Source organism: Streptomyces sp. NPDC005202, assembly GCF_040608235.1.
Lineage (GTDB): Bacteria > Actinomycetota > Actinomycetes > Streptomycetales > Streptomycetaceae > Streptomyces.
In genome coordinates this window covers 78505-98914 of the sequence record NZ_JBEXHW010000009.1, presented here as the reverse complement: position 1 = coordinate 98914, position 20410 = coordinate 78505, and the positions used below count along the sequence as shown (strand labels likewise).

The window sequence follows — 20410 nt, the reverse complement described above, 5'->3', positions numbered from 1 at the left end:
CCCCTCGGTGCGGGCCCGGACGGGTTTGCCAGTGCCGGGGTCTACTGTTCCGGCAACGCGGCGCTCCTGGCGCCGCCTGGGAACTCGCCCTCCGCCCCGGCCAGGATCCGGCCGAGCTCGGCGAGGACGAGTTCTACGGCTACGGCGTCGACGCCGGCACCGGCTGCTTCCACGACGCCGCGGCCGACGCCTCCTTCGCCGAGTACGAGGGCGAGGAGGGACCGCTGTGGGACGCCTTCGAAGACAGCGACTGGGCGCCCGGCCCGCACCTGGTCACCGGGCGCGCCGTCGCCGCCTTCACCTCCGGCTGGGGCGACGGCGCGTACCCCCCCTGGATCGGCCGCTCGGCCGGTGGTGAGGTCACCTGCTTCGTCACGGACTTCTTCGTCGCCCCGGACCCGTGCGAGACCGACGAGCAGGCGGCGACCGCCGCGGCCACGCCCTGACTGGTCACGGCCCGACCCGGCGGGGGTGCGTCCCGGGGCCGCGGCCCCGGGACGGCCAGGGGCCGCGCGCGGTCCGCAGGGCAGCGGTCCACCGCCGGCGCGAGTAGCGTCGAAGCGTGCCGGGCCCGGCACGCGACCGGAGGTGACCACGTGCCGATCAAGGCTGTCGTCTGGGACGTCGACGACACCCTTTTCGACTACACGACCGCGGACCGCGTCGGCATGCGCGCGCACCTGGTCGCCGAGGGGCTGCTGGACGGGTACGACAGCGTGGAGCAGGCCCTCGCGCGCTGGCGGGAGATCACCGACGCCCAGTGGGCGCGGTTCTCGGCCGGGGAGGCCTCCTTCGAAGGGCAGCGGCGGGACCGGGTCCGGGTCTTCCTCGGCGAGGAGCTGACCGATGCCGAGGCCGACGCGTGGTTCCAGCGGTACCTGGAGCATTACGAGGCCGCCTGGGCCCTCTTTCCGGACGTCCTGCCCGTCCTCGTTCCTCGCCGCCAGTCACCGCCACGCGGTGCTGTCCAACTCGAGCCTGCACGTCCAGGAGTACAAGCTCCGCACCCTCGGCGTGCGCGACCGCTTCGAGGCCGTCCTGTGCGCCGCCGAGCTCGGCGTGTCCAAGCCGGAGGCGCGGGCCTTCCTGGCCGCGTGCGAGGCCCTGGAACTGCCGCCGCACGAAGTCGCGTACGTCGGCGACCACCCGGACATCGACGGACGGGGCGCCGCCGACGCCGGTCTGCTGTCGGTCTGGATCGACCGCGTGGGCTTGCTGGCGGCCGCCGCGGCCGCACCCGCGGCACCGCACCGGATCGCGTCGATTGCCGAACTCCCCGCGGTCGGCGCGGATACCCGTTTTGGAGCCCCGTCCACCTTCAGGTAATGTTCTTCCTGCGCCGCCGGGGAGCGGGCCGGAAGGCCGGGACCCGGAAGCGCTTCACTAGAACAAGATCCCCTTCGGGGGCTTGCGTTCCGGTGGCCTATGGTGTAATTGGCAGCACGACGGATTCTGGTTCCGTTAGTCTTGGTTCGAGTCCAGGTAGGCCAGCTCGCAGAGCTCATCTGCACCGCGGATTCCATCCGCAAGCCCCCGTTGTGTAGCGGCCTAGCACGCTGCCCTCTCAAGGCAGTAGCGCCGGTTCGAATCCGGTCGGGGGTACAGATCCTTCCCGCGAGGACAGTTGGGTAGCTCCCACTGATCTCGATGCAGGATCGCCAGGGCCCCCGTTGTGTAGCGGCCTAGCACGCCGCCCTCTCAAGGCGGTAGCGCCGGTTCGAATCCGGTCGGGGGTACTCAGAGGTCTAAACCACCTTTGGTCTATGGTGTAATTGGCAGCACGACGGATTCTGGTTCCGTTAGTCTTGGTTCGAGTCCAGGTAGACCAGCTGATCTGCGGAAACGCATGATCCGCGCCCCCGTTGTGTAGCGGCCTAGCACGCCGCCCTCTCAAGGCGGTAGCGCCGGTTCGAATCCGGTCGGGGGTACGCAGTCGGAAGGGCCCTCCCTCGGGAGGGCCCTTCGGCGTTCTGCGTTCTCGGGGGTTGCTTCCTGCCGAGTTCTCCGGGTCACTTCCTGCTGAGTTTCTCCGGGTCACTTCCCGCCGAAACGGCGGCGCGACTCCTCCGCCTCCGCGAGCCGGCGCAGGCTGAGCAGCACCGGCTCGTACAGGACCGTCAGCGCCACCGCGGCCTCCACCTGCTCGTCCGGCGTCTCGTACCGCTCCACCAGGTCCAGGTCGGTCACGGCGATCCGTTCCATCGCGCGGGCGTACGGCTCCAAGTCCCGGACGGCGCACGGGTAACCGAGCCGGGACAACGTGGCGATCGCGGTCACCAGCATCTCGTACGCGGGTGCGGTCGTCGCCTCGCAGGACTTCCGGCCGTAGCTCCAGCCGAGCCGGTCCAGGAGCTCGTCGGCGCTGCGCCGGGCCGCCTCGGTGGCCGGGTCGTCCGCGTCCGGTGCGGGACCGTGCGGCAGGGCCCACACGGCGGTGCCCAGGCGCTTGTTCCGGTCCAGGTCCTCGTCCTGCAGGGCGGCGAGCACCTCCCGGGCCGAGTTCACCGGGATCCGCCCCACCTGGATCAACGCCCGCACGAGCCGCAGTCGTCGCAGGTGCCCCTCGTCGTACTCGGCCTGCGTGGCCGTGATCCGGCGGCCGGGGTGCAGCAGTCCTTCGCGCAGGTAGTACTTGATCGTCGTCGTGGATACCCCGCTGCGCGTGCTCAGTTCCGCCAGTCGCATTCCGTCTCGCACCCTCTTTCCCCTTGCACTCCGCATTGGAGAGTGTCACTATCTAATCATGGATAGTGAAGCTATCCAATCGCTGGACGGATCATGAGTGGGGGCAGCATGAGTGCCAAGCCGATCGAAGGGCGCATGACCGCTGCGAGCGAGGACGGGGTGGTCGTCTTCCTCATCGGGATGCGCATCAACAGCTTTGCCGCGATACGCAGTTGGTGGCCGGTGGCCAAGGCCATGGGGCCGATGATCGCGGAGCTGGCGCGGGACAAGGACAGCGGCCTGCTCGGATATCAGACCCTGCTGGGCTGGCCGCGGGTGGTGTACCTGGTGCAGTACTGGGAGTCGAAGGAGAAGCTCCTCGCGTACGCCTCCGCGCCGGACAAGGAGCACCGTCCGGCCTGGGCCGCGTTCAACCGGCGGCTGCGCGAGGGGAAGGGCAAGGTCGGCTTCTGGCACGAGACGTACGTCGTGCCGGCCGGGTCCCACGAGTCGATCTACATGAACATGCCCGAGTTCGGCCTGGGCAGGGCCACGGGCGTGGTGCCGGTCGGGCGCCGAGGCGACCGGGCCGCCGACCGGCTCCGGATCTCCTGAGCGGTCGGTGCTTGTGCTCGCCGAAGCCCGGGGCTCGTGGGCTCGTGGGCGCCTTTGCCGGCCGCCGAGTCGGGTCGAACTCGAGTCGAGTTCGACCCGACTCGGCGGCTGCGGTCTGCGGGGGTGGGTCCGGGTCTGCGAGGTGGGTGCGCTGCCTGCCGGAGCGGGTCTCCTGGACGGGTGCGCTGCCTGCCGGGGCCCGGGTGTCCGGGGTGGGTGCGATTGGCTTCCTGGGTGGTGCGCTGCCTGCCCGAGTCCTGGTCGGTTGATCACAAGTCCGTCGTCGGCGAAGTCCCGCCGGAAGGGCCTGCCGCGGCGTTGAGGCCGGCCCTTCCCGGTGGCGTGCCGTCGAGCGGTCAGCCGGAGCGGCGCAGGGCCTCGGAGAGGCGGGCGGCGGCGTCGATGACCGCCTGGGCGTGCATACGGCCGGGGTGGCGCGTCAGGCGCTCGATCGGGCCGGAGACCGAGACGGCGGCCACCACGCGGTTGGAGGGGCCGCGTACGGGCGCGGAGACGGACGCGACGCCCGGCTCGCGCTCGCCGATCGACTGGGCCCAGCCGCGGCGCCGTACGCCCGACAGGGCCGTCGCCGTGAAGCGGGCACCCTGCAGGCCCCGGTGCAGCCGCTCGGGCTCCTCCCAGGCCATCAGGACCTGCGCCGACGAGCCCGCCTTCATGGTGAGCGTCGAGCCGACCGGGACGGTGTCCCTCAGGCCGGACAGGCGCTCCGCCGCGGCGACGCAGATGCGCATGTCGCCCTGGCGGCGGTAGAGCTGCGCGCTCTCGCCGGTGACGTCGCGGAGGTGGGTGAGCACCGGGCCGGCGGTGGCGAGGAGGCGGTCCTCGCCCGCGGCCGCGGCTAGTTCTGCCAGGCGGGGGCCGAGAATGAAACGACCCTGCATGTCGCGCGCCACCATGCGGTGGTGCTCCAGGGCCACGGCCAGCCGGTGGGCCGTGGGTCGTGCCAGTCCGGTGGCCGCGACCAGGCCCGCGAGGGTGGCCGGACCGGACTCCAGAGCGCTCAGGACAAGGGCCGCCTTGTCCAGAACGCCGACGCCGCTACTGTTGTCCATGAAACGATACTTGCGTCTCACTCTGTGAAACGCAAGTTCAATTTTCCGTGGAACACGCCACCCTGGAAGCACAACGGCCCGCGGACCAACGGGCCCGGCGGCGGACGCCAAGGGGGCGCGGGCGCCGCTTCCTCAAGATCTCTAGTTGGGCCGGTGCCTTTTGGCCGGCCGGAGGGAAAGCGATGGGTAGGACACTCGCGGAGAAGGTCTGGGACGACCACGTCGTCCGGCGCGCCGAGGGCGAGCCCGACCTCCTCTTCATCGATCTGCACCTGCTGCACGAGGTGACCAGCCCGCAGGCCTTCGACGGCCTCCGCAAGAGCGGGCGCACCGTGCGCCGGCTCGACCTGACCATCGCCACCGAGGACCACAACACCCCGACCCTCGACATCGACAAGCCCATCGCCGACCCGGTCTCCCGCGTCCAGCTGGAGACGCTGCGCAAGAACTGCGCCGACTTCGGCGTCCGCCTGCACCCGCTCGGCGATGTCGAGCAGGGTGTCGTCCACGTCGTCGGCCCGCAGCTGGGCCTGACCCAGCCGGGCACGACGGTCGTCTGCGGCGACTCGCACACCTCCACGCACGGCGCCTTCGGCGCGCTGGCGTTCGGTATCGGCACCTCGCAGGTCGAGCACGTGCTGGCCACCCAGACCCTGCCGATGGCCCGCCCGAAGACCATGGCCATCACCGTCGAGGGCGAGCTGCCCGAGGGTGTCACCGCCAAGGACCTGATCCTGGCGATCATCGCCAGGATCGGTACGGGCGGTGGCCAGGGCTACATCCTGGAGTACCGCGGCTCCGCCATCGAGAAGCTCTCGATGGAGGCCCGGATGACCATCTGCAACATGTCGATCGAGGCCGGCGCCCGCGCGGGCATGATCGCCCCCGACGAGACGACGTTCGAGTACCTCAAGGGCCGCCCGCACGCCCCGCAGGGCGAGGACTGGGACGCCGCGGTGGAGTACTGGAAGACCCTGCGCACGGACGACGACGCGGTCTTCGACGCCGAGGTCGTCATCAACGCCGACGAGCTGTCGCCGTTCGTCACCTGGGGCACCAACCCCGGCCAGGGCGCGCCGCTTTCCGCCGCCGTCCCCGACCCGGCTTCGTACGAAGACGCTTCGGAGCGCCTGGCCGCCGAAAAGGCCCTGGAGTACATGGGGTTGGAGGCCGGACAGCCGCTGCGCTCCATCAAGGTGGACACCGTCTTCGTAGGCTCCTGCACCAACGGCCGCATCGAGGACCTGCGCGCCGCCGCGGACATCCTGCGGGGCCGCAAAGTCGCCGACGGCGTACGGATGCTGGTCGTCCCGGGCTCCGCGCGCGTGGGTCTGCAGGCCGTCTCCGAGGGCCTGGACGTGGTCTTCAAGGAGGCCGGCGCCGAATGGCGGCACGCGGGCTGCTCGATGTGTCTGGGCATGAACCCCGACCAGCTGGCCCCGGGCGAGCGCTCCGCGTCCACCTCCAACCGCAACTTCGAGGGCAGGCAGGGCAAGGGCGGCCGTACGCACCTGGTGTCGCCGCAGGTCGCCGCCGCCACGGCCGTCCTGGGCCACCTGGCCTCCCCGGCCGACCTGACCGACGTCAACGCCGCCCGTACGCCCGCTGGAGTCTGAGAATCATGGAAGCTTTCACCACGCACACCGGCCGGGCCGTCCCGCTGCGCCGCAGCAACGTCGACACCGACCAGATCATCCCCGCCCACTGGCTCAAGAAGGTCACGCGGGACGGGTTCGAGGACGGGCTGTTCGAGGCCTGGCGCAAGGACCCGGAGTTCGTGCTCAACCGCCCGGAGCGGCAGGGTGCCACGGTCCTGGTCGCCGGCCCCGACTTCGGCACCGGCTCCTCGCGCGAGCACGCCGTCTGGGCGCTGCAGAACTACGGCTTCAAGGCCGTGATCTCCTCCCGCTTTGCGGACATCTTCCGGGGCAACTCGCTGAAGAACGGCCTGCTCACGGTGGTTCTGGAGCAGAAGATCGTGGACGCGCTCTGGGAGCTCACCGAGCGGGACCCGCAGGCCGAGGTGACCGTCGACCTGGTCAACCGCGAGGTGCGCGCCGAGGGGATCACCGCCTCCTTCGAGCTGGATGAGAACTCCCGCTGGCGGCTGCTGAACGGGCTGGACGACATCTCCATCACCCTGCAGAACGAGGCCGACATCGCCGCGTACGAGGCGAAGCGCCCGTCGTTCAAGCCGCGGACGCTGCCGGTCTGATCCGGCTGCCGCGGCCGGTGATCGACTGACGGGCAGATCGCCGGCCCGGGCCTGTGACAAGTCGAGTTTCGGCCACCGTGCAACCCCTGCTGTACCCCCGATCGCTGCGATCGGGGGTACAGCTGTGTCTGGGCCCGAGTGTCCCGGCGCGCCGCCGTGCGTCTGCCCAACTTCCCACGTTAGAACGGTTGTTGCCGGGGTACGCACGTCGTGAGGCCCCGGCTGACGTATGTGCCCGGAAGGCCGTACGGGGCGGCAGTTACACCCTGCGCAGGCGACAACTCGCCTCAGATGGCACAATCTGTGCATGGACAACGACGGCCAACTCGAGCTCTATACGGCGGTCGCGACCCAACTCAAGGAAGCGCACACAAGGGTGCGCGCACTGCAAGTCCCGGAGGGCGTACGGATGGCGCTGACCCGGAAGCTGCTGGTCATTACGGCCGCGGCCAAGCACGATCTCGCCGATGCGACAAGGCGTCTGGAACGGTTCACGGCAGACCTCGACGAGGGTCGAATCCCCGAAGAGGAAGGCTGATCAAGTCCGAGACCGTCGAGTCCGTTGCGGCACAAGGGTGATTAGCCCGTTTCGTGTTTGATTTGCGGTATATATCTGCCTAACGTGCGAAAAAGCTTGAACACTTTCGTTCTGGCGAGGTCTCCGAAGGGGAAGACGTGAACAAGGCGCAGCTCGTAGAAGCGATTGCTGACAAGATGGGCGGCCGCCAGCAGGCCGCCGATGCTGTCGACGCGGTACTGGACGCCATCGTCCGCGCGGTCGTCGCGGGTGACCGGGTCTCGGTCACCGGCTTCGGGTCCTTCGAGAAGGTGGACCGCCCGGCCCGTTACGCCCGCAACCCGCAGACCGGTGAGCGGGTCCGGGTCAAGAAGACCTCGGTTCCGCGCTTCCGCGCGGGCCAGGGCTTCAAGGACCTGGTCAGCGGGTCGAAGAAGCTCCCGCGTGGTGGTGAGGTCGCCGTCAAGAAGGCGCCCAAGGGCAGCCTGTCCGGCGGTGTTTCCGCGGCGGTCAAGAAGGCCGCCGCCAAGAAGGCCACCACCAAAGCGGCCGCCGCGAAGAAGGCCGCGGCGAAGAAGACGGCGGCCAAGAAGGCCACGGCCGCCGCCAAGAAGGCCGCGGCGAAGAAGGCGCCCGCCAAGAAGACCACTGCGGCGAAGAAGACCACCGCCAAGAAGGCGGCGGCCAAGAAGGCCCCGGCGAAGAAGGCGACGGCCAAGAAGGCTCCCGCCAAGAAGTCGACCGCCCGCAAGACCACCGCCAAGACGACCACCGCCCGCAACAAGTAGGGGCGCAGGGGTACGCGCCGGGCCGGACTCCCGAGGGAGCCCGGCCCGCGGCGCGTTCAGCGGCTGTTCGGCCTGTTCAGCGGCTGTTCGGCCTGTTCAGCGGCTGTTCGGCCTGTTCAGGGGGCTGTACGGCTTGTTCAGAAGGTCTGCAGCGTCACCAGCGTGATCCGGAGGCCGTCCCCGTCCCCCTCGGTCTCGATCCGCACCCGCTGCCCGGGGCGCAGCAGTCTGAGACCCCCCGCGTCGAACGCCGGCGCGTCGAAGGGCACCGGCGTGCCGTCGTCCAAGAGTACCTGCCCGCTGCGGCTTTCGGGGTCGTACGTGTATGCGGTCGCCTGCATGACGGCAGCCTACTGCCCCGGGATCAGGAGCCGCGCGGCCGCCGCGGCCGTCCGTGGTCCCACCCCGAGGGCCAGCGCCGCCCGCAGGTCCTCGCCGGTGTCGACGTCCTGGCGTACGGAATCCACCGCGTCCAGCGACAGTTCCACCGCACCGGAGGCCCGGTGGCGGGCCCGGGAATCGGTGCCGAATGCCGGGAGCAGTTCCCGGTCCGGGGCGGCCGCCAGCAGTGTCGTGCCGATGGTCGCGGCGTCCGGGAGAAATGCGCGGGGGAATTCCGCGGCCGCGTCCAGGACCCGCGCCAATTCCGCGGGACGGAGCGCCGGAAGGTCGGCGTTCAAGGCCGCTACGGGACTTTCGGGACGCGACGCCCTGACGACCGCCGCCCCGTGCCGCAGGGCGGCGTTCAGCCCGCCGCGCGGCTCGTCCGGGACGATGCGGGCGCCCAGCTCCGCCAGCTCCGGCCCGGCCAGGGCGTCGTCCGTGACGACCGCCACATCCCGCACCGCCGGGCAGGCGAGCGCGGCCGCCACGGTGTCCTGGGCGAAGGCGAGGGCGAGGCCCGGCCGCACCCCGTCGTCGGCGGTGTCCGCCAGCCTGCTCTTGGCCCGGGTCAGGGGCTTCAGGGGGATGACCAAGGTCCACTGCACCGGCGTTCCGTCCCTCCCTCGTCGCCGCCATTGTCCCCCGTGCCATCCGGTCGTCCCGTGGTCGGGGCGTACCGTGTTCTCGACAGACCGGCGGCCTGGGGTGACACTTGTGCGGCCCCCCAGGCCCTAGAGGAAGGTGTCCGCGTGCCCCGCCGCAGAATCGGCTTCTGGTACCGCTTCGCAGCGGTGATCTGTAAACCGCCGCTGCTGGTTCTGATCAAGCGGGACTGGCGTGGAATGGAGAACATTCCGGCCGAGGGCGGATTTATCACCGTGGTGAACCACAATTCGCACATCGACCCCGTCGCCTACGCCCACTTTCAGTACAACACCGGCCGCGTGCCGCGATTCCTGGCGAAGAGCGGGCTATTCAAGAAGGGATTCGTGGGCGCCGCAATGCGCGGCACCGGGCAGATCCCCGTCTACCGCGAGAGCACGGACGCGCTGAGCGCCTTCCGCGCCGCGATCGACGCGGTGGAGCGCGGCGAGTGCGTCGCCTTCTACCCCGAGGGCACCCTCACCCGCGACCCTGACGGCTGGCCGATGACCGGCAAGACGGGTGCCGCACGGGTCGCCCTGCAGACCAAGTGCCCGGTGATTCCGGTCGCCCAGTGGGGCGCCAACGAGCTGCTGCCGCCGTATGCCAAGAAGCCGAACCTCTTCCCGCGCAAGACCCACCACGTGCTGGCGGGCCCGCCCGTGGACCTGTCGCGCTTCTACGACAAGGAGATGACCCCGGAGCTGCTGAAGGAGGCGACCGAGGTCATCATGGCGGCCATCACCCGCCAGCTGGAGGAGATCCGCGGCGAGAAGGCCCCCGCCACCCCCTACGACCCGCGCCGGGAGCGGATCGAACAGCGCCGCAAGACGCAGGCGCAGACCCGGGCGCAGATTCGGGCGCAGGCCCGGGCGCAGGCCGAGGGCAAGGCCGCGTCGGCCGTACAGGAGTCGGCCGTACAGAAAGAGGGGCAGGGCACGTGAGCAAGCCGGTCAAGGCGGCCGTCTTCGGCACCGGATCGTGGGGTACCGCCTTCGGCATGGTCCTCGCCGACGCCGGATGCGAGGTCACCCTGTGGGCCCGCCGCGCCGAACTCGCCGAGGCGGTCAACTCCACGCGGACCAACCCGGACTACCTGCCCGGCGTCGAACTCCCGGAGAACCTGCGGGCCACGACGGATGCGGCCGAAGCCGCCCGCGACGCCGACTTCACCGTCCTCGCGATCCCCTCGCAGACGCTGCGCGGCAACCTCGCCGAGTGGACGCCGCTGCTCGCGCCCGACACGGTCCTCGTCTCGCTGATGAAGGGCATCGAACTCGGCTCCGCCATGCGGATGAGCGAGGTCGTCGAGGACGTCGCCAAGGTCGGCGCCGACCGCATCGCCGTGGTCACCGGGCCCAACCTCGCCCGTGAGATCGCCGCCCGCATGCCGGCCGCCGCCGTGGTGGCCTGCACCGACGAGGCCGTCGCCCGGCGGCTCCAGGCCGTCTGCCACACGCCGTACTTCCGCCCGTACACCAACACCGACGTCGTCGGCTGCGAACTAGGCGGCGCCGTGAAGAACGTGATCGGGCTGGCCGTCGGCATCGCGGACGGCATGGGTCTCGGCGACAACGCAAAGGGCTCCCTCATCACGCGCGGGCTCGCCGAGACCACCCGGCTGGGCGTCGCGCTGGGCGCCGACCCGCTGACCTTCTCCGGACTCGCGGGCCTGGGCGACCTGGTGGCGACGTGCTCGTCGCCGCTGTCGCGCAACCACACCTTCGGCACCAACCTCGGCAAGGGCATGACCCTGCAGGAGACCATCGCGGTCACCAGGCAGACCGCCGAGGGCGTCAAGTCCTGTGAGTCGGTGCTGGATCTGGCCCGCCGGCACGGCGTCGACATGCCCATCACCGAGACGGTCGTCGGCATCGTGCACGAGGGCAAGCCGCCGGTGGTCGCCCTCAAGGAGCTGATGTCGCGCAGCGCGAAGCCCGAACGCCGCTGACACCGCGCCTGAACCGTCTGCTGACACCGCGCCTGAACCGTCCGCCGACACCGTGCCTGAGCTGTCCGCACCACGCTGAGCGACCGTCCGTGCGACGCTGAGCGACGGCTGCCGAGCGGGCGCTGACTTGGGGGATACCAACGGGTACTCTCATCGCGATATGAGCACCGAGAACCTCCCCCAGAGCCCTGAGCAGCCGTCCCGCAAGCCGCGCGTGGCCGTCGTGTTCGGCGGGCGCAGCTCCGAACACGGGATCTCCATGGTCACCGCCGGCGCGGTGCTGCGCGCCATCGACCGGACGAAGTACGACGTCCTGCCGATCGGCATCACCCGGGAGGGCCGTTGGGTGCTCACCGCCGACGAGCCGGAGCGCATGGCGATCACCGACCGCCGTACGCCCAGCGTCGAGGAGCTCGCCGAGTCGAGCGAGGGCGGCGTGGTGCTCCCCGTCGACCCCGCCAACCGCGAAGTCGTCTACAGCGAGCCCGGTTCGGTGCCCAAGGCGCTCGGCGAGGTCGACGTGGTTTTCCCGGTGCTGCACGGCCCCTACGGCGAGGACGGCACCCTCCAGGGCCTCCTGGAGCTGTCCGGCGTGCCGTACGTGGGCTCGGGCGTACTCGCCTCGGCCGTCGGCCAGGACAAGGAGTACATGAAGCGGGTGTTCACCTCGTTCGGGCTCAAGGTCGGCCCGTACGTGGTGATCCGGCCGCGCGAGTGGCAGCAGGACCAGTCCGCGGCCCGCAAGAAGATCGTCGACTTCGCCGGCGAGCACGGCTGGCCGCTGTTCGTGAAGCCCGCGCGCGCGGGTTCGTCGATCGGCATCACCAAGGTCGACGACCTCTCCGGCCTCGACGAGGCGATCGAGGAGGCCCAGCGGCACGACCCGAAGGTGCTCGTGGAGGCCGCGGTGCGCGGCCGCGAGATCGAGTGCGGGGTGCTGGAGTTCGAGGACGGCCCCCGGGCCTCCGTTCCGGCCGAGATTCCGCCGCCGGAGGCGCACGCGTACTACGACTTCGAGGCCAAGTACATCGACTCCACGCCCGGCATCGTGCCCGCCCCGCTGACCGAGGAGCAGACCGCCGAGGTGCGGCGGCTGGCGGTGGAGGCGTTCGAGGCGGCCTCCTGCGAGGGGCTGGTGCGCGCGGACTTCTTCCTCACCGAGGACGGCGAGTTCGTGATCAACGAGATCAACACGATGCCCGGCTTCACGCCCATCTCGATGTACCCGCAGATGTGGCAGGCGAGCGGGATCGGCTACGCGGAACTGGTGGACCGGCTGGTGCAGGCGGCGCTGCGCAGGTCGACCGGGCTGCGGTAGCCGTCGCCGGTGTCCTCCGCCGGTGTCCTCCGCCGGTGTCCTCAGGAGGCGATCCCGTTCGGGATCGCCTTCCTGATGGCGGGTGCCAGGTCGACGAGCACGGCGGAGTTGTCCTGCCGGGCCCGCTGCTTCGGCACGGTGACCTCCACGTAGGCCTGGCGCAGTGCGGTGGTGAAGCGGTACGACCCGTCGTCCTGCTTTTCCATCAGCCAGCCGACCCCGTTCACCTCGCCGCTGATCGCGTTCGGGTCGTTGCCCTCGGCGACCTTGGGGTCGACCATCTTCGGCGGCCGGTCGACACCGCAGCGCAGTATGATCGCCGGGCTTCCCCAGCCCGCGGTCAGCGCGGAGGCGGGCTCGGGGTCCTGGCGGCTCAGTCCGTCCACCGTCCGCGGCAGCGCCGTGTCCAGGTTCCGGCACAGCTTTGCGACCGCCGCGTCCGGGCTGGGAACCGCCACGGTGGCACTGTCGTCTGCTGAGGAGCAGCCCGCGGCGGTGATCAGCACGGCGAGGACGGGCAGACCGATGAGCCGGTGACGCAATGAGTTCACCGGCCAAGGGTAGACGGGGGCTACAGATGCACGACGGGGCAGGTCAGGGTGCGGGTGATGCCGTCCACTTGCTGGATCTTCGCGACCACCATGCGGCCCAGGTCGTCCACCGTGTCGGCCTGGGCGCGCACGATGACGTCGTACGGTCCTGTCACGTCCTCGGCCTGGATCACCCCAGGGATCTTGCGGATCGTCTCGGCGACGGTCGACGCCTTGCCAACCTCCGTCTGGATCAGGATGTACGCCTGTACCACGGAACCTCCAGGGCGGCCACGAGGATCATGTGGGGAAAAGGAACGCCACGGTATCGCGTCGCCGCACGCCACGGGGAGACCCACGGAGGCCGCGGCCCGCGCGCCGGGGTTCAGGTACGACAGAAGTTGACGGTCGTCTAGACCGTAACGAGGACCGCGATGACGCGCGACCGGAAACGGACAGGTACAGAAGGGGCGAAAGGACAATGAAGGGCACTGTTGGTGAGCTAGGTGAGTTCGGGCTCATCAGGGAGCTCACCTCCCGTCTCACCACCACCCCGGCGGTCCGGGTCGGCCCCGGCGACGACGCCGCGGTGGTCGCCGCGCCCGACCGCAGGGTCGTGGCGAGCACCGACATCCTCCTGGAGGGGCGGCACTTCCGCCGCGACTGGTCCACGGCCTACGACGTGGGCCGCAAGGCGGCCGCGCAGAACCTGGCGGACATCGCCGCCATGGGCGCCGTGCCGACGGCGCTGCTGCTCGGCCTGGTCGTTCCCGCCGAACTCCCGGTGACCTGGCCCACCGAGCTGATGGACGGCCTGCGCGACGAGTGCCAGGTCGCGGGCGCCTCCGTGGTCGGCGGCGACGTCGTGCGCGGCGACACGATCATGGTGTCGATCACCGCCCTCGGTGATCTGCGCAACCACGAGCCGGTGACCCGCGCGGGCGCACAACCCGGCGACCTCGTCGCGGTGACCGGCTGGCTGGGCTGGTCCGCGGCCGGGTACGCGGTGCTCTCCCGCGGCTTCCGCTCGCCGCGCGCCTTCGTCGAGGCCCACCGCCGCCCCGAGCCGCCGTACCACGCGGGCCCGGCCGCCGCCTCCCTCGGCGCGACCGCCATGTGCGACGTCAGCGACGGGCTGATCGCCGACCTCGGGCACATCGCGGAGGCCAGCAAGGTCCGCATCGACATCCACTCCGGCGCCATCGACATCCCCTCGCAGATGAACGACATCGGGCAGGCCGTCGGTGTCGACCCGCTGCAGTGGGTGCTGACCGGGGGAGAGGACCACGCAATCGTGGCGACCTTCCCGCCGGACGTGAAGCTGCCGGCCCGCTGGAAGGTGATCGGCGAGGTGCTCAACCCGTCGGTGCTGCCCCAGGTCACGGTGGACGGGGCGCCGTGGACCAGCAAGGGCGGCTGGGACCACTTCGGGGACATCGAGTCATGAGCGCTGGAGGTGCTCCGCCGAGGGTACTGACGGTCGCCGGTTCCGACTCCGGCGGCGGGGCCGGAATCCAGGCCGACCTGAAGACGATGCTCGCGCTCGGCGTGCACGGCATGAGCGTGATCACGGCGGTGACCGCGCAGAACTCCCTCGGAGTCCAGGGCGCCTGGGAACTGCCGGTGGAGGCGGTCAGGGCCCAGTACCGCAGCGTCGTGGACGACATCGGCGTCCAGGCCGTGAAGACCGGGATGCTGGCCTCGGCGGAACTGGTCGAGACCGTGGCCGAGTTGATCGGCGCAACGGACGCGCCCGCGGTCGTCGACCCGGTGGGGGTCTCCAAGCACGGGGACCCGCTGCTGGCCGAGTCCGCGCTGGACTCCGTACGGACCAGGCTGCTGCCGGTGGCGACCGTCGCCACGCCGAACCTCGACGAGGTGGCGCAACTGACCGGCGTCCGGGTCGAGTCGGAGGAGCAGTTGCGCCAGGCCGCGGCGGCCGTGCTGGCGTACGGGCCGCGCTGGGTGCTGATCAAGGGCGGCCACCTCTCCGGGGATGCCGTCGATCTGCTGACCGACGGCTCCGAGGAGCACTGGCTGCGCGCCCCCCGGTACGACAACCGGCACACGCACGGCACGGGCTGCACCCTCGCGTCGGCGATCGCGTCGCAGCTCGCGAAGGGGCAGTCCGTGCCGGAGGCGGTGGCGGCGGCCAAGGAGTACGTCACCGGCGCGATCGCGGCCGGGTTCGCGCTCGGCGGGGGGATCGGGCCCGTGGACCACGCATGGGCCTTCAAGTCTCAGGCGGGGTAGTCGCGCAGCTTGATGTTCGTGGCCGCCTTCTCGGTGAGCTTCTTGAAGAAGCCGGCCAGCAGACGCGAGCTGAGCAGCCGGTACATCCGGTCGCGGCTGCGGATGCGCCGCTCGGTCGGCGGGGCGAAGAACGGGCCGGCGTTGCCGGAGATCTTCTGGCAGCCCTTGGCGAAGTCCCGGATCCGGCTCTCGTACTCGGCGAAGGCGGCGCGGTGGTCGCCGCCCGCGAGGGCGAGCTCACCGGCCAGCACGTACGCGCCGACGATCGCCACGCCCGTGCCCATGCCGCCCATGGTGGCGCCGTACCCGGCGTCCCCGAGCAGCGCCACGCGCCCCTTGGTCAGGCGGTCGACGTGGATCTGGGCGGATCGCGTCGAAGTACAGGTCGTCGGCCTGCTCCAGGGCCTTGAGCACGTGCGGTGTCTCCCAGCCCATGCCCGTGAACCTCTCGGCGAGGATCCGCTTCTGCGCGGCGACGTCACGGCGGTCGTACGTCAGCTGCTCGGACCGGAACACCAGCAGGGCGACCGCGCGGTCGGGGTCGCCGTCGTAGTTGCCGCTCCCCGCTGCGGACGTACGGCTCCGCCCGCTCCGCCAGCCGCAGGAAGTACGCGGCGTGCGCGTCCCGCAGCGCGTCCTCGCCGACGAGGCCCTCGGCTGCGAACACGCAGATCGTCTCCAGCATCCGGTAGCGCCCGTCGGCCACCTCCACCAGCGACTTCTCCACCAGCGACCCCAGCACGTCCTCCGGATACGGCACCCCGCACACCGCCTCCACCGCGTCCAGGGTCGCGCCCCGGAGAACACCGTCAGCCGCCCGGCCAGCTCCCGTTCCTCGTCGTCCAGCAGGTCCCAGCTCCACTCCACGACCGCCCGCAGGGTGCGGTGGCGGGGCGCCTTGGTGCGGTCGCCATGGGAGAGCAGGCGGAACCGGTCGTCCAGGCGGTCGGCCAGCTCGTCCGGTTCGAGCGTGCGCAGCCGGGCCGCCGCCAGCTCGATGGCCAGCGGCAGTCCGTCCAGGGCACGGCAGATGTCGGGCACGCGCGCGTGCCCCTCGAAACCCGGGCGGACCGCCCGGGCGCGGTCGAGGAAGAGCTGCTCCGCGGGCCCCGGCGCCAGCGACGGCACCGGGACCAGGACCTCTCCGGTGATGCCGAGGGCCTCGCGGCTGGTGGCCAGGACACGGACCTGCGGGCACGCGCCGAGCAGCAGCCCGGCGACCCGGGCCGCCTCCTCGACCAGGTGCTCGCAGTTGTCCAGCACGAGCAGCAGCTCCCGCTCCTCCAGCGCGGCCAGCAGCCGCTCCGTGGTGTCGGCGGCGGGGCTGCGAAAGCCCTCGCGCACGCCGAGGGCGGTGAGGACGGCGTACGGGATCCGGGCGGCGTCGGTGAGCGGGGCCAGCTCGACGAAGCACACGTCCGCGCGGGCGCGAGCCGCTTCGATCGCCAGCCGGGTCTTGCCCGCCCCGCCGGGGCCGGTGAGCGTGACCAGGCGGGCGTCGGTGAGGAGCACGGCGATACGGGCCAGTTCGGCGTCGCGGCCGACGAAGCGGGTCAGCTGGGCGGGGAGCCGGGGCCGCCGGGGGGCGGGTTCCTCGCCCTGGAGCAGCTCCAGGTGGAGCGCGGCCAGCTCGGGCGACGGGTCGGCGCCCAGCTCGCCGCGAGCGTGCGCCGGGCCTCCTCGAACACCGTGAGCGCCTCGGCGGGCCGTCCGGCCGCGTGCAGGGCCCGCATCAGCTGCCCGCACAGCGGCTCGCTCAGCGGATGTGCGGCCAGCAGGGACCGCAGTTCGGGGACGAGGTCGGGGCCGCCGCCGAGCGCGAGGTCCGCCTCGATCCGGTCCTGTACGGCGGCCAGCCGCAGCTCCTCCAGGCGGGCGGTCTCGGCGTGCGCGTCCGGCAGGTCGGGCAGTGCCGGACCCCGCCACAGGGCGAGCGCCTCGCGCAGCCGGGCTGCCGCCCGCGGATGGTCGCCGGCGGTGAGGGCGGCCCGCCCCTCCCGGGCCAGGTGCTCGAAGCGGTGGGCGTCGACGGAGTCGGGGGCGGCGGCGAGGCGGTAGCCGGTCGGGGCGGCCTCGATCTCCGTGTGCGGGCCGAGGCGCCGGCGGAGGCGGGAGATCTGCGACTGGAGCGCGTTGGCGGCCCCGGCGGGCGGCTCGGCGCCGTACACACCGTCGGTCAGCCGCTCCGTGGAGACGGTGCGTCCGGCGTCGAGGAGCAGGAGGGTGAGCAGGGCGCGGGGCCGGGGGCCGCCGGGATCCATCGGGGTGCCGTCGTCGGTACGGATGTCCAGCGGGCCCAGGATGCCGAAGCGCATTCCCCGGATTCTGGCAGCTCGGCCGGTCTGCGGGCACGGCAAAAAGCCGGTCCACCCAAGGTGGACCGGCTCAGTGCAGCGAACCAGGCGGTGGCCGCGCGCTCAGCTGTCAGCGTCAGCGCGAGACCTTGCCGGCCTTGATGCACGAGGTGCAAGCGTTCACGCGCTTCGGCGTCCCGCCGACCACGGTACGCACACGCTGGATGTTCGGGTTCCAGCGGCGGGACGTACGGCGGTGCGAGTGCGAGATGTTGTTGCCGAAGCCCGGCCCCTTGCCGCAGACGTCGCAGTTGGCAGCCACGGGTCACTCCAAAGACTTCAGATGCACTTACGGTTGAATCCCGGCATGCCGGGATCGAGATCTTACGGCTCTAGGAGCACTCTGCGATCTGAGTGGCGCTGCCAGGGGAACGGCCCGACCAGGATCGGGCAACCGGAGCAGCATACAACGGCTGCACCCGTGCAGCGAAACTACCATGGCAGCTCCGGGGCCCGCCCGCGGCCCTCTTCCGGCGGACACCGGCCCGGGGTCTACGCTGCGTCCAGTCCAGCAGCTCAGGGAGGCGCGGGTGGCGCAGGTGCCGCAGACGTTCGATGCTCTCGCGGTGCGCACCTGGTGCGGTCTGGCGCTTCGGGCGCTGGGACGCGCGCGCGAGGAGATCGACGCGATCAACGTCTACCCCGTGGCCGACGGGGACACCGGCACGAACCTGTACCTGACCGTCGAGTCCGCCGCCGCGGCGGTGGAGGCGGTGTTCGCTGCGCACGAGGTGGGTGCGGCAGACGGCGGGGCCTTCGCCGGTCCGTCGCTGGCCGATGCCGCGCGGGCCATGGCGCACGGGGCGCTGATAGGGGCGCGGGGCAACTCCGGGACGATCCTGGCGCAGCTGCTACGCGGCATGGCCCAGGTGCTCGCCGCCGACGGTGAGAGCGCTCACACCGACGGACAGGGTCTGCGGCTCGCCCTGCGGCACGCGGCCGACTCCGCCCGGCAGGCCGTGGCGCACCCGGTCGAGGGCACGGTCCTGTCGGTCGCCTCGGCCGCCGCCGACGCGGCCGACGGCGCCGAGGGCGACTGCGGGACGGTCGCGCGGGCGGCGTACGAGGGAGCGCGCGCGGCCCTCGCCGCGACCCCCGGCCAGCTGGCCGTTCTGAAGCGCGCCGGAGTGGTCGACGCCGGCGGACGGGGGCTGGTGGTGGTGCTCGCGGCCCTGGTGGAGACGTTCACGGGGGAGACGCCGGGATCGGGGGTGCCCCTTGCGGGGGCGCCACGTACGTGGGTGTCGCATACAGGGGTGTCACAGCTGCCCGAGGCGCACGCGCGCGTGGGTCACGTCGTCGGTCACGTGGAGTACGACACCGGGGACCACGCGCGCGTGGAGCCCGCGGACCAGGGAGCAGAGGCGCACGTGCCGCACGCGCGCGTGGGTCACGCCGAGCAGGACGGTCAGGACGGTCAGGGCGCGTGCGCCGCGGACGAGGGCGGCCCCGCCTTCGAGGTGATCTACCTCCTGGAGGCCGAGGACACGGCCGTGGCCCAGCTGCGCGAGCGGCTCGACGCGCTCGGGAACTCCCTCGTCGTGGTCGGCGGCGACGGACTGTGGAACGTCCACGTGCACGTCGACGACGCCGGCGCCGCCGTGGAGGCCGGCGTCGAGGCCGGGCGCCCGTACCGGATCCGGATCACGCACTTCGGCGCCGGCGACGTGCACACCACGGGGGCCGAACGGCCGCCCCGGGAACGCGCCCAGCGGGCCGTGGTGGCCGTCGTGCCCGGCGAGGGCCTGGCCGGGTTGTACGCCGAGGCCGGGGCGACCACCGTGCTGGCCCGGCCCGGGGAGCCGCCCGCCAGCGGGGAACTCGTCGAGGCCGTGCGCCGGGCCCACGCGCGCGAGGTGGTGCTGCTGCCCAACGACGCCGAACTGCGCGACACCGCGGCCGCCGCGGCCGAACAGGCCCGTGGGGAGGGCATCCGCGTGGCCCTCATCCCGACCCGCTCGGCGGTCCAGGGCATCGCGGCGCTCGCCGTACACGAGCCCGAGCGCCGCTTCGACGAGGACGTCGTCGCCATGACCTCGGCGGCGGGCGCCACCCGCTACGCCGAGGTCGCCGTCGCCGAGCACCAGTCCTGGACCACAGTCGGCATCTGCCAGGCCGGTGACGTCCTCGGCCTCGTCGACGGTGACGTGGCCGTGATCGGCTCGGACGTCACGGCCACCGCCGAGACCGTCCTCGACCGCATGCTCGCGGCCGGCGGCGAACTGGTCACCCTCGTCCTCGGCGACGAGGCCCCGGACTCCGTCGCCGACCACATCGAGGCCCGCGTCCGCGAGTCCTACCTCGCCGTGGACACGGTGGTCTACCGGGGCGGCCGGCAGGGGGCGTTGCTGCTCATCGGGGTGGAGTAGCCCACGGGGCACCGGTCGTCGGGTGGACCCGCGCGGTTCAGTTCGCCTGCTGCTCCTCCATGAGCTGCAGCAACTGCTCCGCCTCGGCCTGCCGGGCCCGTACCGTCTCGTCTCCGTCGGTCGCACCGGCGTAGGCCTGCAGCACCGCACGCGCGCGTGCCGCCGCGGCGGCGGGTCTGTTCAGGTCGGCCTCCAGCCAACCCGCGGCCAGCTCGGCGCCGGTGCGGTCGTGCAGGCCGTCGTCGCCGAGGGAGCCGAACGCGACGATCGCCCGCGCCATCCGGTCCAGGGCCTCCTCGAACGCGGCCCGGATGGCGCCGTCCTCGGCGTCCTTTGCGACGGAGCGGGCGAGCAGGTCCCCGAACTGGCGGTGGGTGTGCCCGAGTTCGGCCACGAGCCGCCGCCGCGCCTCCTCGTCGTCCGCCGCGCCCAGCGCCGCCTCGCACTCCCGGACCGCAGCCACCATCAACTCCCGCGCCCCGTCCGGGCCTGCGACCGGCTCGCGCGCCCCGTCCGGGCCTGCGACCGGCTCGCGCGCCCCGTCCGGGCCTGCGACCGGCTCGCGCGCCTTGTCCGGGCCTGCGACCGGCTCGCGCGCCCCGCCCGGGCCTGCGACCGGCTCGCGCGCCCCGCCCGGGCCTGCGACCGGCTCGCGCGCCCCGCCCGGGCCTGCGACCGGCTCGCGCGCCTTGTCCGAGCCTGGTGTGAGCTCGCGCGTTCCGCCTGGGCTGGCCATC

Annotated in this window: 18 protein-coding genes, 5 tRNA genes and 5 pseudogenes; 18 read left to right on the top strand and 10 right to left on the bottom strand. The window is 71.9% G+C overall.

The features are described 5' to 3' along the window. Nucleotides 1–77: 77 nt before the first annotated feature. The 7 genes and pseudogenes from ABZV31_RS16580 to ABZV31_RS16550 all read left to right on the top strand — a co-directional run. Nucleotides 78–446: pseudogene (locus ABZV31_RS16580) on the top strand (DUF4241 domain-containing protein); the annotation flags it as partial. 150 nt (nt 447–596) lie between these two features. After that, nucleotides 597–1326 (top strand): annotated as a pseudogene (locus tag ABZV31_RS16575) (HAD family hydrolase). 93 nt (nt 1327–1419) lie between these two features. After that, nucleotides 1420–1491 (top strand) — tRNA-Gln (locus ABZV31_RS16570). Between the two features lie 38 nt (nt 1492–1529). Next, nucleotides 1530–1602, top strand: a tRNA-Glu gene (locus ABZV31_RS16565). A 61-nt stretch (nt 1603–1663) separates the two neighbouring features. Continuing rightward, nucleotides 1664–1736: transfer RNA gene (locus ABZV31_RS16560), tRNA-Glu, on the top strand. Nucleotides 1737–1757: 21 nt separating this feature from the next. Then, nucleotides 1758–1829, top strand: a tRNA-Gln gene (locus tag ABZV31_RS16555). A 26-nt stretch (nt 1830–1855) separates the two neighbouring features. Next, nucleotides 1856–1928: transfer RNA gene (locus ABZV31_RS16550), tRNA-Glu, on the top strand. 106 nt (nt 1929–2034) lie between these two features. Here ABZV31_RS16550 and ABZV31_RS16545 read toward each other — a convergent pair. After that, on the bottom strand, nt 2035–2685 hold the full coding sequence (locus tag ABZV31_RS16545) for a MerR family transcriptional regulator (protein ID WP_355893835.1): 651 nt from the start codon (nt 2683–2685) through the stop codon (nt 2035–2037). Between the two features lie 108 nt (nt 2686–2793). Between ABZV31_RS16545 and ABZV31_RS16540 the strand changes: the two genes are divergently transcribed. Further along, entirely contained in the window at nt 2794–3279 is a 486-nt protein-coding gene (locus ABZV31_RS16540) for a DUF4188 domain-containing protein (protein ID WP_355893832.1), read from the top strand. Between the two features lie 356 nt (nt 3280–3635). Here the strand turns inward: ABZV31_RS16540 and ndgR are convergent, their stop codons facing one another. After that, nucleotides 3636–4352 (bottom strand): IclR family transcriptional regulator NdgR, encoded by a 717-nt coding sequence (gene ndgR, locus ABZV31_RS16535; protein ID WP_028425251.1) that lies wholly within the window; start codon nt 4350–4352, stop codon nt 3636–3638. Between the two features lie 182 nt (nt 4353–4534). Here ndgR and leuC point away from each other — a divergent pair, with 182 nt between their 5' ends. The 4 genes from leuC to ABZV31_RS16515 all read left to right on the top strand — a co-directional run bounded on the left by leuC (nt 4535) and on the right by ABZV31_RS16515 (nt 7872). Continuing rightward, a complete protein-coding gene (leuC, locus tag ABZV31_RS16530; RefSeq protein ID WP_355893829.1) occupies nt 4535–5968 on the top strand; it encodes a 3-isopropylmalate dehydratase large subunit in 1434 nt (477 codons plus the stop codon). A 5-nt stretch (nt 5969–5973) separates the two neighbouring features. Next, nucleotides 5974–6567 (top strand): 3-isopropylmalate dehydratase small subunit, encoded by a 594-nt coding sequence (leuD, locus tag ABZV31_RS16525; RefSeq protein WP_355893827.1) that lies wholly within the window; start codon nt 5974–5976, stop codon nt 6565–6567. Nucleotides 6568–6874: 307 nt separating this feature from the next. After that, nucleotides 6875–7105, top strand: a complete 231-nt coding sequence (locus ABZV31_RS16520; RefSeq protein WP_355893825.1) for a hypothetical protein — start codon at nt 6875–6877, stop codon at nt 7103–7105. A gap of 137 nt (nt 7106–7242) precedes the next feature. After that, complete coding sequence (locus tag ABZV31_RS16515) at nt 7243–7872, top strand: HU family DNA-binding protein (protein WP_355893822.1); 630 nt, start codon at nt 7243–7245, stop codon at nt 7870–7872. A gap of 137 nt (nt 7873–8009) precedes the next feature. On the opposite strand, the gene ABZV31_RS16510 is transcribed toward ABZV31_RS16515, so the two are convergent. After that, the gene (locus ABZV31_RS16510; protein ID WP_355893820.1) at nt 8010–8213 is read right to left on the bottom strand and encodes a hypothetical protein; all 204 of its coding nucleotides are present in this window, start codon (nt 8211–8213) and stop codon (nt 8010–8012) included. A 9-nt stretch (nt 8214–8222) separates the two neighbouring features. Further along, nucleotides 8223–8861, bottom strand: a complete 639-nt coding sequence (gene cofC, locus ABZV31_RS16505) for a 2-phospho-L-lactate guanylyltransferase (protein WP_355893817.1) — start codon at nt 8859–8861, stop codon at nt 8223–8225. A gap of 144 nt (nt 8862–9005) precedes the next feature. Here cofC and ABZV31_RS16500 point away from each other — a divergent pair, with 144 nt between their 5' ends. The 3 genes from ABZV31_RS16500 (at nt 9006) to ABZV31_RS16490 (ending at nt 12167) form a co-directional block, all read left to right on the top strand. Then, nucleotides 9006–9842 carry a 1-acyl-sn-glycerol-3-phosphate acyltransferase gene (locus tag ABZV31_RS16500; RefSeq protein WP_355893814.1) on the top strand — a complete coding sequence of 279 codons (837 nt, stop codon included), beginning with the start codon at nt 9006–9008 and terminating at the stop codon, nt 9840–9842. Further along, complete coding sequence (locus ABZV31_RS16495; RefSeq protein WP_355893812.1) at nt 9839–10849, top strand: NAD(P)H-dependent glycerol-3-phosphate dehydrogenase; 1011 nt, start codon at nt 9839–9841, stop codon at nt 10847–10849. The genes ABZV31_RS16500 and ABZV31_RS16495 overlap by 4 nt, the downstream gene beginning before the upstream one ends. A gap of 160 nt (nt 10850–11009) precedes the next feature. After that, the gene (locus ABZV31_RS16490) at nt 11010–12167 is read left to right on the top strand and encodes a D-alanine--D-alanine ligase family protein (protein ID WP_355893809.1); all 1158 of its coding nucleotides are present in this window, start codon (nt 11010–11012) and stop codon (nt 12165–12167) included. Nucleotides 12168–12208: 41 nt separating this feature from the next. Here the strand turns inward: ABZV31_RS16490 and ABZV31_RS16485 are convergent, their stop codons facing one another. Together ABZV31_RS16485 and ABZV31_RS16480 are read right to left on the bottom strand one after the other, a co-directional pair. Next, nucleotides 12209–12718, bottom strand: coding sequence for a DUF3515 domain-containing protein (locus ABZV31_RS16485; protein WP_355893806.1), 510 nt, complete (start codon nt 12716–12718; stop codon nt 12209–12211). Between the two features lie 20 nt (nt 12719–12738). Further along, nucleotides 12739–12972: an Lrp/AsnC ligand binding domain-containing protein gene (locus ABZV31_RS16480; protein ID WP_355893803.1), complete on the bottom strand. Its 234-nt coding sequence runs from the start codon at nt 12970–12972 to the stop codon at nt 12739–12741. Between the two features lie 206 nt (nt 12973–13178). Between ABZV31_RS16480 and ABZV31_RS16475 the strand changes: the two genes are divergently transcribed. Continuing rightward, nucleotides 13179–14144 carry a thiamine-phosphate kinase gene (locus ABZV31_RS16475; RefSeq protein WP_355893800.1) on the top strand — a complete coding sequence of 322 codons (966 nt, stop codon included), beginning with the start codon at nt 13179–13181 and terminating at the stop codon, nt 14142–14144. Further along, entirely contained in the window at nt 14141–14950 is an 810-nt protein-coding gene (gene thiD / locus ABZV31_RS16470; protein WP_355893798.1) for a bifunctional hydroxymethylpyrimidine kinase/phosphomethylpyrimidine kinase, read from the top strand. The genes ABZV31_RS16475 and thiD overlap by 4 nt, the downstream gene beginning before the upstream one ends. Here thiD and ABZV31_RS16465 read toward each other — a convergent pair. The 3 genes and pseudogenes from ABZV31_RS16465 to rpmB all read right to left on the bottom strand — a co-directional run. After that, a pseudogene (locus tag ABZV31_RS16465) lies at nt 14938–15508 on the bottom strand (FAD-dependent oxidoreductase); the annotation flags it as partial. The gene thiD and the pseudogene ABZV31_RS16465 sit on opposite strands and share 13 nt — an antisense overlap. Before the next feature lie 4 nt (nt 15509–15512). Continuing rightward, nucleotides 15513–17265, bottom strand: a pseudogene (locus tag ABZV31_RS16460) (BTAD domain-containing putative transcriptional regulator); the annotation flags it as partial. Nucleotides 17266–17380: 115 nt separating this feature from the next. Further along, the gene (gene rpmB / locus ABZV31_RS16455) at nt 17381–17566 is read right to left on the bottom strand and encodes a 50S ribosomal protein L28 (protein WP_003993230.1); all 186 of its coding nucleotides are present in this window, start codon (nt 17564–17566) and stop codon (nt 17381–17383) included. 268 nt (nt 17567–17834) lie between these two features. On the opposite strand from rpmB, the gene ABZV31_RS16450 reads away from it, so the two are divergent. Further along, a complete protein-coding gene (locus ABZV31_RS16450) occupies nt 17835–19673 on the top strand; it encodes a DAK2 domain-containing protein (RefSeq protein WP_355893795.1) in 1839 nt (612 codons plus the stop codon). Nucleotides 19674–19710: 37 nt separating this feature from the next. On the opposite strand, the pseudogene ABZV31_RS16445 reads toward ABZV31_RS16450, so the two are convergent. Then, nucleotides 19711–20410 (bottom strand): annotated as a pseudogene (locus tag ABZV31_RS16445) (hypothetical protein); the annotation flags it as partial.